The 10906-nt window shown below is 69.3% G+C and carries 16 protein-coding genes, 2 tRNA genes and 1 riboswitch; of the genes, 7 read left to right on the top strand and 11 right to left on the bottom strand.

Annotation, left to right across the window (positions count from 1 at the left end):
- Positions 1-225: 225 nt before the first annotated feature.
- The 3 genes from QZ258_RS09725 to QZ258_RS09715 all read right to left on the bottom strand — a co-directional run bounded on the left by QZ258_RS09725 (position 226) and on the right by QZ258_RS09715 (position 1025).
- A tRNA-Arg gene (locus tag QZ258_RS09725) sits at positions 226-298 on the bottom strand.
- 28 nt (positions 299-326) lie between these two features.
- Positions 327-599, bottom strand: coding sequence for a thioredoxin family protein (locus QZ258_RS09720; RefSeq protein WP_294181052.1), 273 nt, complete (start codon positions 597-599; stop codon positions 327-329).
- Between the two features lie 27 nt (positions 600-626).
- Positions 627-1025 carry a hypothetical protein gene (locus QZ258_RS09715; protein ID WP_294181050.1) on the bottom strand — a complete coding sequence of 133 codons (399 nt, stop codon included), beginning with the start codon at positions 1023-1025 and terminating at the stop codon, positions 627-629.
- Positions 1026-1170: 145 nt separating this feature from the next.
- Between QZ258_RS09715 and QZ258_RS09710 the strand changes: the two genes are divergently transcribed.
- The 6 genes from QZ258_RS09710 (at position 1171) to QZ258_RS09685 (ending at position 3830) form a co-directional block, all read left to right on the top strand.
- Positions 1171-1950, top strand: coding sequence for an SGNH/GDSL hydrolase family protein (locus tag QZ258_RS09710; protein WP_294181047.1), 780 nt, complete (start codon positions 1171-1173; stop codon positions 1948-1950).
- Between the two features lie 45 nt (positions 1951-1995).
- A complete protein-coding gene (gene orn / locus QZ258_RS09705; protein WP_294181045.1) occupies positions 1996-2619 on the top strand; it encodes an oligoribonuclease in 624 nt (207 codons plus the stop codon).
- A 28-nt stretch (positions 2620-2647) separates the two neighbouring features.
- Positions 2648-2720, top strand: a tRNA-His gene (locus QZ258_RS09700).
- A gap of 47 nt (positions 2721-2767) precedes the next feature.
- Positions 2768-3001, top strand: coding sequence for an ATP-dependent Clp protease adapter ClpS (clpS, locus tag QZ258_RS09695; RefSeq protein WP_294181043.1), 234 nt, complete (start codon positions 2768-2770; stop codon positions 2999-3001).
- Positions 2998-3480 (top strand): DUF2017 family protein, encoded by a 483-nt coding sequence (locus QZ258_RS09690; protein WP_294181041.1) that lies wholly within the window; start codon positions 2998-3000, stop codon positions 3478-3480. The genes clpS and QZ258_RS09690 overlap by 4 nt, the downstream gene beginning before the upstream one ends.
- A complete protein-coding gene (locus tag QZ258_RS09685; protein WP_294181039.1) occupies positions 3477-3830 on the top strand; it encodes a metallopeptidase family protein in 354 nt (117 codons plus the stop codon). Before QZ258_RS09690 ends, QZ258_RS09685 begins: the two co-directional genes overlap by 4 nt.
- A 21-nt stretch (positions 3831-3851) precedes the next feature.
- On the opposite strand, the gene QZ258_RS09680 is transcribed toward QZ258_RS09685, so the two are convergent.
- From QZ258_RS09680 to QZ258_RS09645, 8 genes are all read right to left on the bottom strand, one after another.
- On the bottom strand, positions 3852-4406 hold the full coding sequence (locus QZ258_RS09680) for a (d)CMP kinase (RefSeq protein WP_294181037.1): 555 nt from the start codon (positions 4404-4406) through the stop codon (positions 3852-3854).
- A 28-nt stretch (positions 4407-4434) separates the two neighbouring features.
- On the bottom strand, positions 4435-4995 hold the full coding sequence (locus QZ258_RS09675; RefSeq protein ID WP_294181035.1) for an ATP-binding protein: 561 nt from the start codon (positions 4993-4995) through the stop codon (positions 4435-4437).
- On the bottom strand, positions 4985-5779 hold the full coding sequence (locus QZ258_RS09670; RefSeq protein ID WP_294181034.1) for an energy-coupling factor transporter transmembrane protein EcfT: 795 nt from the start codon (positions 5777-5779) through the stop codon (positions 4985-4987). Before QZ258_RS09670 ends, QZ258_RS09675 begins: the two co-directional genes overlap by 11 nt.
- The gene (locus QZ258_RS09665) at positions 5776-7272 is read right to left on the bottom strand and encodes an ABC transporter ATP-binding protein (protein WP_294181032.1); all 1497 of its coding nucleotides are present in this window, start codon (positions 7270-7272) and stop codon (positions 5776-5778) included. The genes QZ258_RS09670 and QZ258_RS09665 overlap by 4 nt, the downstream gene beginning before the upstream one ends.
- Before the next feature lie 9 nt (positions 7273-7281).
- A complete protein-coding gene (locus QZ258_RS09660) occupies positions 7282-7905 on the bottom strand; it encodes an ECF transporter S component (protein ID WP_294181030.1) in 624 nt (207 codons plus the stop codon).
- 53 nt (positions 7906-7958) lie between these two features.
- Positions 7959-8069, bottom strand: a riboswitch (TPP riboswitch).
- 32 nt (positions 8070-8101) lie between these two features.
- On the bottom strand, positions 8102-8920 hold the full coding sequence (locus QZ258_RS09655) for a glycosyltransferase family 2 protein (protein ID WP_294181025.1): 819 nt from the start codon (positions 8918-8920) through the stop codon (positions 8102-8104).
- Positions 8921-8929: 9 nt separating this feature from the next.
- Positions 8930-9442, bottom strand: a complete 513-nt coding sequence (locus QZ258_RS09650) for a GNAT family N-acetyltransferase (RefSeq protein ID WP_294181023.1) — start codon at positions 9440-9442, stop codon at positions 8930-8932.
- A 20-nt stretch (positions 9443-9462) separates the two neighbouring features.
- Positions 9463-10200: a M23 family metallopeptidase gene (locus QZ258_RS09645; RefSeq protein WP_294181021.1), complete on the bottom strand. Its 738-nt coding sequence runs from the start codon at positions 10198-10200 to the stop codon at positions 9463-9465.
- 332 nt (positions 10201-10532) lie between these two features.
- Between QZ258_RS09645 and QZ258_RS09640 the strand changes: the two genes are divergently transcribed.
- Positions 10533-10754: a hypothetical protein gene (locus tag QZ258_RS09640; protein WP_294181019.1), complete on the top strand. Its 222-nt coding sequence runs from the start codon at positions 10533-10535 to the stop codon at positions 10752-10754.
- The last annotated feature ends 152 nt before the right edge of the window (positions 10755-10906 follow it).

The following is a 10906-nucleotide window of genomic DNA, read 5'->3' as shown; positions in this document are numbered from 1 at the left end:
GCCACCACGATCACCCCCGACGGAGAAGTCATCGCTGAGCACATCATCAACCCGAACAAGGGCTACCAAGCCAAAGAATGAAAAACGGGCGAACCCCGAAAATGGGGGTTCGCCCGTCCACGATGTCGTGAGACATCACAGATGTGCCCTCGGCAGGAATCGAACCCGCATCGCATCGCGATGCGCAGAGAACTACGTTCCGCAACTGGCGGAACGTCCGGGATGTGCCCTCGGCAGGAATCGAACCTGCGACCAAGAGATTAGAAGGCTCCTGCTCTATCCGCTGAGCTACGAGGGCGCACCGCCAGGGTATCGCAGGGGGGTCTTCAGACGGCCAACGCGAGCGCGCGGAGGACGGCGTCGAGAGGCGGCGCCCCGGCCGCACGGAACACCTCGGTTCCGTCGTCGCGGCGCACGATCACCGTCGGCGTCGTGGCGATGCCCTCGCGTTCCGCCTCGCCCGCGAACGCGACCACGTCACGTTCGACGACGGAGGCGCGCGGAACCAGGCGGGCGGCCTCGGCGAGCGTCGCACGCGTCGCGTGGCAGGATCCGCAAAACGCGGAACTGTAGAAGTCGATGATCATCGTGGTCCCCACGCTACGACGCCCGGGGATGATTCCCGATCAGTCGATCGACACGATCTCGGCCGACCACGGGCAGAACTGATCGCTCGTGATGGTGCCGTCTTCCACGTAGCTCGGCAGGCCGTCGCACACCTCGATCGTGATGTCAGCGAACTGAAGCGTGGTCGGGTCGATGTGCCACGACCACGGCTCGTTCACACCGGGGTCGTCGCGCACGACGGTGCCGACAGGGATCGCCGCCACCTGCTCCCCCGCGAGCAGCCGTTCGGCGTGGTTCACGAGGTCGGGAGTCACCAGCTCAATTCGATAGGTCTCGCCCCCGGCGACCGCGAAGGTGGCGACAGGATGCTGCTCGGCCGGCGTGCAGGCCGCCAGTGCCAGCGCGGTGGCAACGGCCCCCGCTGCGGCGAGACGACCTCGCAGTGATCCCCGAATCATGTCGACATCGTACCCACGCGACACGCCGACGCGAGAGTGACGTCCGGTTGAATTCTCACCCCGGTTGCTGAACGCGAACCGGCCGCGCGGCGAAGCTTTTCCGCGCCACCTCGTCACCGGTCCGCCGGCGCGCGACACTGAGGTTGTGGCAGCCCAGACCTGGACCCGCTTCGTCGCCCTCGGTGATTCCGTGACCGAGGGCTGGTGTGATCCCGTGGTGGGCGAGGGCGCCCCGTGGTTCGGCTGGGCCGACCGCCTCGCGCTCTCCCTCGATGCCGACAGCCGCGCCGCCGGCGGGCCTCGCCTCGAGTTCGCCAACCTCGCCGTGCGCGGTCGGCGTGTGCGTCACGTCGTCGACGACCAGGCGCCCGCCGCACGCGCGATGGGCGCCGACCTGGTCTCGATCCAGGTCGGCGGCAACGACCTCATGTCGTTCCGCATCGACCCCGACGAGCTCGCCGCCCGACTCGAACCGTGCGTCGCCGAACTGCGGCAAGGCGGCACCGCGGTGCTGCTCGCCACAGTCTTCGACCCGGGCCGCGCCCGGATGCTGCGCGTGCTCCGCCAGCGCACGGCACTGTTCAACGCGCACCTGGCCTCGATCGCGACCCGACACGGCTGCGTTCTGCTGGATCTCTGGGGTCTCGACGCGCTGAAGGACCGCTCCGCGTGGTCGGAGGACCGCATCCACCCCTCCACCCTGGGTCATCTCGCGATCGCCCGAACCGCGGCCACGCAACTCGGCGTCGACGCCATGCCGACCCACCCGGATGCGCTCCTCACCGCGGGGGTGCCGATCTCGACGCTCGACTGGATTCGGCGCCACGGACTGCCCTGGCTCGGTCGGCGCATCCGACGTGTCTCCAGCGGCGACGGGATGGGACCGAAGCTGCCGGAGCCCCGGCCGGTGGACATCCGCCCCTAGCCCTCGGCCCACGAGCCCGTCGGTCGGGCCGACTAGACTCGGCGCGTGGCTGCTGGAGCGGATCTGCTCGTCTGGATCGATTGCGAAATGACGGGGCTCGATGTCGACGTCGACGAACTCGTCGAGGTCGCCGTCGTCATCACCGACTACGACCTGAATCTGGTCGACCCCGGGTTCACGATCGTGATCAAGCCCGATCAGTCGGCGCTCGACAACATGAACGAATTCGTCACCAACATGCACCGCGAGAGCGGGCTGATCGACGAGATCCCCCACGGTGTCAGCCTCGCCGACGCGGAGTACCAGGTGCTCGAGTACATCCTGAAGTACGTGCCCGATCACCAGAGCGCCCCGCTCGCCGGGAACACCATCGGCACCGACCGGACCTTCTTGGCGAAGTACATGCCGCGAGTCGACACCCACCTGCACTACCGCAGCGTCGACGTCTCGTCGATCAAAGAGCTGTCGCGCCACTGGTACCCGCGCGTCTACTTCCAGTCGCCGGCCAAGAACGGCGGCCATCGGGCCCTCGCCGACATTCTGGAGTCGATCCGCGAACTCGATTACTACCGGCGCGCCGTCTTTGTTCCGGCCCCCGGGCCGACGAGCGAACAGGCTCTCACCGCCTCGACGAGAGTCGTGGACGAGTGGGCGCCGCGGATGCCCTAGAATCGTTAAGTTGCGTGAGCAGCATATGGCGGTCGTAGCTCAGTTGGTAGAGCGCTGGCTTGTGGTGCCGGATGTCGCGGGTTCGAGTCCCGTCGGTCGCCCCGATTCCGTCCTGGTCGAAGAAATCGCCCCGGACGTCACCCTGGATGTGCCCTGGTGCACCGTGGTCTGGAATGACCCGGTGAACCTGATGCCGTACGTCACGCATGTCTTCATGACCTATTTCGGCTTTGCGCGACCCGAAGCCGAGAGGCTCATGCTGCTCGTGCACCACGAGGGCCGCGCCGTCGTGGCGACGGGACCGCGCGAAGAGATGGAACGGCACACGGAGGCGATGCACGAATACGGGCTCTGGGCCAGCGTGCAGAAGGCGGACGCATGAGCATCGACGTGCAGGTGGTCCGCGAGGGCGGGCGCCCCGAGTTGGAGGTGCGCCTGGGCGAGCCCGAACTCGCCCTGCTGCGCAGCCTGCTCGAGCAGTTCATGAGCCTCGTGCGGGACGACAGCGGCACCGACCCGGCGCTGCGGCGGCTCTTTCCGGCGGGCTACCGCGATGATCCCGACGCCGCCGCCGAGTTCGAGCAGTACACGCGAGCGGGACTCGTCGAACGGAAGTCCTCGGCCGCGGCATCGCTTCTGCGGGCGATCGAGGACGACGCCGTGCTGCGCGCCCCCGCCGACACGATCGAACGGTGGTTGCCGGTGTTCACCGATCTGCGCGCGGTGCTCGCCGAGCGGCTCGGCATCCACCACGACGGCGATCACGGCGACGGGCTGATGGGCGAGGTCTACGACTGGCTCGGCGCCTTTCAATGGAATCTGGTGGAGGCGGTCGACGAGATCGCGGAGGGCGGCCGATGAGCCTCGAGCTGAGTGAGGAGGAGTTCGAGGCACTCGTCGTTGACGAACTCGATGCGCTGCCAGACGACATGGTCGAAGGGCTGGAGAATCTCGTCTTCGTGACCGAGGCCCGACCCGAGGACGGCTCGCTCGGCCTCCTGGGCCTCTACGAGGGCGTCGCGCTCACCGACCGCGACCAGTACGGCTTCGGCGAGCTCCCCGACCGGATCATCCTGTTCCGAGAGCCACTCCTCGCGATCTGCGACGACCTCGAGGCGCTGCGGCACGAGATCCACGTCACCCTCGTGCATGAGATCGCGCACTACTACGGGATCGACGACTCCGAACTGCATCGCCTCGGCTGGGCCTGAGCGCCGGAGCGCGGCGAGATCTCAGTCGACGAGGATGTCGGCGCCGCTGTCGTAGATCACATCGGCGAGCTGGTCGGGGCGTTCCCGCTGGAAGAAGGCGCGCTCCTGCAGGGTGCAGTACTCCCACAACTCGGGATCGTGGACGCCGTCGCGCTGGAACTGGCGCAGCCGGCGCTCCTCGAACGGCAGGTGCACCCAGACGCCGAAGCTCGCGCGCTCGCGGTTGGCGGCGCTCAGCGCCCCCGCGCCCTCGATGACGAGATGTCGCTTCGGGTTGACCTTGTGCCACTCGGCGAGCTGGCCGGTCTCCGCATCCCACCGGTGATAGCCGGGCGACTCGTCGGCGAGCACCGATCCGGCGATGACGGAACTCGCCACCTCGAGCCCGCCCGGACCGGGTCGAAACGCGGTCATCGGCAGAAGCTGGGCGTTCAATTCGTAGGCGATCTCGCCCGCGAGCGTCGACTTCCCCGCGGCGGAGGGCCCGTCGACCAACACGACGGTGCGTCCGCGCGTCGCCGCGCGGACTCGTTCGACCACCAGCTGCGCCGGTCGCCGTTCTCTCCCCCGCGCCATCTCCCCCACAGTAGCGAGAATTCGCCTGTCAGAAGTCGAGGTCGATGACCAGATCGGCGAGTGGGAGAGGCGGTTCAGCACGCCGAAACGCGGACTCCTGCGCGGCCCAGCGATCCCAGTGCGGCGCGTACAGTTCGCCGTCGCGAGCCAGGGCGCGTCGCTTGCGCTCCCGGGCATCCAGCTCCAACCAGATCCCGAAGCTCGCGCCGCGACGATTCGCGGCGCTCAGAGCACCGCAGCCTTCGATCACGAGCGGTCGCTCGGGGTCGAGCGGGTGCCACTCAGCCGGGCGTTGCGCCTCCCAGTCGAAGCGACGCCAGCCGGGTTCGCGCGCGCTCAGCACGTCACGGTGCACCATCTCGCTGCCCGCCTCGAGGCCGTCCCAGCCGGGGTAGAAGTCGTCGAGGCTCACGAGTTGCGCCTCGCCCGCCGGCGACGCCACGAGACGCACGAGACGCCGGGCGAACGTGGTTTTGCCGGCGCCGGAGCCTCCGTCGATCAGCACGACCGGGCGGCGCGCGGAGTTCGCGCACGCGCGTGCGATCTCGGCCAGCAGGGGATCGCGGTCGGCGTCGAGCTCAGCGAACAATGAACGTCCACGCTCCCGTCACCACGGCGACCGTCACCGCGATCGCCGCGACCAGCGTCGCCGCCGCGAGGAGGAGCCAGCCGCCCACCCCGAACCGGGACTCCCGCGCCCAGGTGCGCGGCGTGTCTCCCCCGAAGCCGCGCGCCTCCATCGCGGTCGCCAGTGTGCTCCCGCGCCGGATCGACAGCACGAGCAGCGCGAAGGCCATCCCGGCGAACCGCCGAACGCGCCCCCGATCGGCGATCCCGCGCGCACGGCGCGCCAGTTCGAGTGCGCGCCAGTCGTCGCGCAGCACGCCGAACAGTCGGAACGCGGCGAGAGCGCCCAGCACGAAGCGGCTCGGCAGACGCAGCACCTGGGCGAGACCATCGGCGAGGTCGGTGGGGTCGACGCGGGCGAACAGGACGACGCCGGGGAGCGCGATCGCGAGCACGCGCAGCACGGTCGCGAGTGCCAGGTGCAGCGAGCCCTCACTCACCCGAATGAGTGCCCACTCGACGAGCACCTCGCCTCCGGCGCGCCCGTACAGGGCGACCGTGAGGCCGGCGAACGGCGCGGCGAGCCACACCGGCCAGGTGCGCGCCCAGAAGCCGCGCCAGCCGAGCCCGCTCGCGAACACGAGCGGCACCTCCAGCAGCAGCGCGACCCCGGCCGACACGGGGTCGATTGACATGACGAGCACGGCCGCGAGCAGCAGCGCCGCGAGCAGTCGCGCCACCGGATTGATCCGGTCGAGCGGGGCGGTCGCCACGAATGCGGGGGCGGGCGCGAGGGCCGTGCTCACGACGTCTCCTCGGCGAGCGCGAGGCGAAGCTCCGTCGTTGCCGCCTCGCGCACGAAGTGCTCGTCGTGCGATGCCGCGATGATCAGTCGCCCCGAGGCCCGCACCTCGTCGATCAGATCGACGAGGGATGCCCAGCTGAGCGCGTCCTGGCCGAAGGTCGGCTCGTCGAGGATGAGCACGCGCGGCCGCGTCGCGAGCGCCGTGCCGACCGAGAGTCGCCGCTTCTGTCCGCCCGACAGGGTGAACGGGTTCGCGCCGGCGAGCGCCGCCAAGCCGAGCCGCTCGAGAAGCTCGCCAACGCGCGCGTCGACCTCCTCGGCGGGAACACCGAGACTCCGTGGCCCGACGGCCAGTTCGTCACGCACCGTGGTCGCCACGAACTGGTGCTCGGGAGCCTGAAAGACCATCCCGAGCCGGGTCAGCAGCTCGCGCGACCGCCAGCGGTGCGGGGCGGCCTCGAGCCCGGCCGCGAGTCCCGGGCTCACGCGCAGCTCCCCGGTCGCGGGCGGAACCAACCCCGCGAGCGTCAGGGCGAGCGTCGACTTGCCGACCCCGTTCGGGCCGACCAGCGCGACGGTGTCACCCGCAGCGAATGCCGTGTCGAGACTCCACGGCAGCGGCCGTCCGCGCTCACGGGCGACCTGTAGGCCCGCGGTCGACAGCACGACGCTGTCGTCGTCCGCGTCTGGTCGGCGCGTGATCCGCGGTTCGTGCCCCGGAACCCAGACGCCGCCCGCCGCCAGCTCCGCGCCGCGTTCGTCGAGAATGCGATCCGGCGCTCCGTCGGCCAGGAGCGCGCCGTCGGCCCCGAGCACCAGCACGCGGTCGACGAGCTCGTGCCACAGCTCCACCCGGTGCTCCACCACGAGGAGCGTCGCCCGGGTGCGATCGAGCACCTCGGCGACGGCGTTCCGCACCTCGCGGGCACCCTCCGGGTCAAGGTTCGCGGTCGGTTCGTCGAGCAGCAGCACGCCGGGGCGCATGGCGAGCACGCCCGCCAGAGCGAGGCGCTGCTTCTGCCCGCCCGAGAGCGCCGAGGTGGAGTGCTCGTGGCCGACCGCGAGCCCGACCGCATCCAGCGACGACGCGACGCGGGCCCAGATCTCGTCGCGCGGAACGCCGAGATTCTCAGGCCCGAAGGCGACGTCGTCGCCGACTCGGGCCATCACCGCGTGCGACTCGGGGTCTTGCAGCACGAGTCCGACGCGCCCGCGGGCCGCACCGGGCGCCTCCCCGTCGATGCGCAGCGCGCCCGAGGTCTCGCCCTCGTCCGCCCCGCCGAGCACACCCGCGAGGCCTGCCAACAGAGTGGATTTCCCGGAACCAGACGGTCCCAGCAGGAGCACCCGCTCCCCCGGCTCGATCGTGACGTCGAGCCCGCGCACCGCCCAGGCGCGCCGCCCGGCGTGCCGCCAGCCCCACCCGTGCGCACTCACCCGCGCGGGCGCACCGAGGTGCGTCGCGGCATCGGAGCGCGTCACGGGCGAGGGCATGCGTGCCTCCTAGACCTCGGCCGTGCGCTCACGCCCCGCGGCAAAGCGGCTGAGCGCCCCGGTCGCGGCGAGCGCGCGCATCAACAGCCACGACCCGAGTCCCGCGATCACCGCGCCGGAGATCGTGAAGCAGATCGCGTAGACGACCATGAAGGCCGGCTCAACGCCGACGTAGTAGATCACAAACTCGCTGAGTGCCGCGGCGAGACCGGCGCCCGCGCCCGCGAGCATGGCGACGTACACGCGCCAGTTGGCGTAGAGGAAGGCGAGCAGCACGAGTTCGGCACCGAGACCCTGCACGAGCCCGGAGACGAGTGTGAGTGGCCCCCAGTAGGTGCCGATGAGCGCCGAGACGCTCGCCGCCACGAGCTCGGTGAACAGCGCGGCTCCGGGCTTGCGGATGATGATGCCGCCGAGGACACCGGCGAAGAGCCAGACGCCGTACAGCAGCCCCTGCGCTCCGGGGAGGATCGCGCCGAGCGCGTCGCCCGGGATCGAGTAGGCGAGGCCGAAGGCCCAGAACACCACCCCCGCGGCGACACCGATGACGGCCGCCACGACGATGTCGACGACGCGCCAGCGCCAGACGATCGCCCGGCGCGTGGGAGCGGAAACAGTGGATTGCGTGGTCACGATGCGTGCCCTTTCGTTGAGGAAAGTGCACGGGCGATCGATCGCGCGAGCTGCGATCAACCAGAGATGCCTCCCTGCGCCGGCATGATCCGGATCAGGTTCGACGGTCGAAGCTTGATGAGCTTCCTCTCAGCCCGGCCTACCGGACTCCCGTGTTCGCCTCCGAGCATAGCGGCTGACGACGGGGTGCGCCCCGCTAGCGCAGGCTGCCGCGACGCGCCCGCGACCACCGCACGCCGTGCAGCACCGGGTAGATCGCGGAGAAGATGACCATCGGCGCCCGGAGCGCGGGGTTCGTGATCCCGTGCGCGTCGTAGGTGCGATCGAAACGGCCGACGTACGAGAAGTAGTCGCGCGGGCTGTCGTCGAGGCGCCGGGCCGACATCCCGGCGACCATCTTCGATCCATAGACGACACGATGTCCGCGATCGAACAAGTGGATGCTGATGTCGATGTCTTCGTGCATCTCGTCCGCCTCGTCCCGGCAGACCACGTCGCGGATGTCCCGCCAGGCGCTCGCCCGCACGGCCATGTTGCTGCCGAACACGAAGTGGTAGTCACGCGCCAGCTTGAGCATGCCGCGCCGCAGCGTGTCGTCGGCGCGGTGACCCCATCGGCGCAAGGGCATGTCGTAGTAGATGACGGGCCCGGTCGCGGCGGCGACGGTCGGATCGGCGAACAGCGCCCTGACCTGCTCGACCCAGTCCGGCTCGAGCACCGAGTCGGCATCGATGCGGCCGATCACCTCGCCGAGGGCGAGATCCATGCCGAAGTTCCGCGTCGGAACGAGACCCTGCTCGGCGTCCTGCGAGAACACACGCAGCGGGGCATCGGGGAACTCACGCTGCAGCAGGTGCAGCAATTCGAGCGTGCCGTCGGTCGACCTGTTGTCGATCACCAGGATTTCGTCGGCGGGCACCGTCTGCTCGATCGCCGCAACGACGCAAGCCCGGATCGTGGATTCCTCGTTGTAGGCCGGAATGACAATCGAGACGGTCGGCGAGGGGGGCGTCATGGGTTGATGCTATTGCCCGGGAACCTCGGCGGCGAGCAGGGCAACCTCGACACTGCCGCCCTTAGTCTGCTGCCGCCCGACCTCCCGAAAACCGAGGCGGTCGTGAAACGCCAACGAGCCGGGATTCGGCGGCTGCACGTTGACCTCGCACAGCACCTCGGCATGGCCCCCCTCGCGAGCGGCATCGAAGACCGCCGCATACAGCAGCGGGCCGACCCCTTGGCCCTGCAGGCGCGGCGCCAGCACGATTCGATCGACGTAGAGGAAGCTTCGGCCGGTCTCGGCGGCGCGTTCGCTGAACCACCGGTAGTTTTCGCTGTCGTAGTCGCAACCCGGGGGCAGAGCGAACAGGAATCCCGCCGGGGTGCCGTCGTCCACGACGAGGCGCGGGGAGGCGAGCTCAGCGAGCGCCGCGAGCTCGTCTCGACCGGTGATCGGGACCGCCGGGTAGGCGCCATCGTTGATGGCGACCAACGCGTCGAGGTCGTCGGCAGAAAACGGGCGGATGCGGGGCGTCGTCACCGACACAGGCTACCCGTCGACTACTCGCCCCATTCGACGTTGACGTGCGACTCCAGCCAGGTCAGCGGGTCGAAGAAGGTGCCGTCGACATCGATCATCGCAAAGTGGAGGTGGGTGCCAGTGCTCAGACCGGTGTTCCCCACCTGCCCGACGGCGTCCCCACGCGACACCGTCGCGCCCACCGACAGCGGAACGCTCCCCGACAGGAGGTGCGCGTAGACGCTGCGGACGATCTCGCCGTTGATCTCGTGCTCGATCACGACGTGCACGCCGAGATCACCCGAGATGTTGTCGAGGCCGACGACGGTCCCGTCGGCGATCGCACCGACGCTCGAGCCGGACGGCGCATCCCAGTCGATGCCGAGGTGGTAGGTCGAGCAGCTCGCGCAGGGCGCGACCCGCGAACCGAAGTAGTCGCTGATCGCGGTGGCGGGGTTGATCGGCCACTGTACGACGGTGAACGTCGACACGTCGTAGCCGCTGCGCTCGATCGTCGGGGTCGAGACGGAGCCCGTCGAGAACGATTGAAGACTCGCCTCGAGCTCTTCTGCCTGGACGGTGGTCGCGGCGGCAGGCAGTTCGTTGATCCCGAGACTCATCAGGCAGATGGCGGCGGCACCGACGGCGAGCTTGCGGCGACCGATGTCGAGGAAGGTGCGACGCGTGCCGAAGACGTGGTGCTCGTCGATGTCGACGTTCGGGAGGAGATCGGGGTCGTGGGGCAGCGCGGTTGCGGGCGGAACGTGGGAGTGGAACAAACGAGAGCACTTTCGGTCGGGCGCACACCAGTGCGCGACGCGCTCGGCGCGTCGAGAAGCCAGCAGTGGCGATCCTTCGAGGGGTGAGGGCACGGCAACAGGGTGTTCGCGACGGAGAAAACACATCGCGGCGTGTCGGGCCTGAATCGATAGTGCGGCATCAACCTGGACGGCTTCTGGCAGGACCGTGGGAGCCCGCCCAGGTGGAGTCTGGGCGAATACTCGGTTTCAGACCTTGCCCTGCGGCACCTCCGGGTGTGTCATGGAAGTGATTCCGGATCGGCGCGGAGTCGTCACTTCGCACCGGCACAACGACGAGCCGGGAGGCAGAGATGAAGCAGACCATCGGGCAGGATGCGCGCGACGCAGAACTGCTCGTCACCCAAGCGGTGGAGGGGATCTACCGTGTCGAACGCGAGACGGAGACCATCGGGTACGTCGTGTGCGCCGGGCGCGTGTATGTCGCGCTCTCGGGGCGTGTCTACAACACGGCGGTCGAGGTGGCGCAATGCCTCGACCTGGAGACCGCGGCCGAGCGTGTCGCCCGGGCGTAGCGGCGCCTAGCTGTACTCAGCAGTGACCTTGGTGACAGTTCGGGTCTTGTGAAACAGGAGAACCTCCGGGCTTAGTGGAGATGTCTAACGTCTTCACAATCACACGGAGGTTCTCGTGTCCCAGGGTAGGTCTGTTCGTCCGCGTCTCAACG

This window comes from uncultured Schumannella sp., from assembly GCF_905479755.1.
In the GTDB taxonomy this organism is placed as follows: Bacteria; Actinomycetota; Actinomycetes; order Actinomycetales; family Microbacteriaceae; genus DCRR01.
The sequence above is the reverse complement of the archived record's forward strand: the minus strand, read 5'-3'. Positions and strand labels throughout refer to the sequence as shown.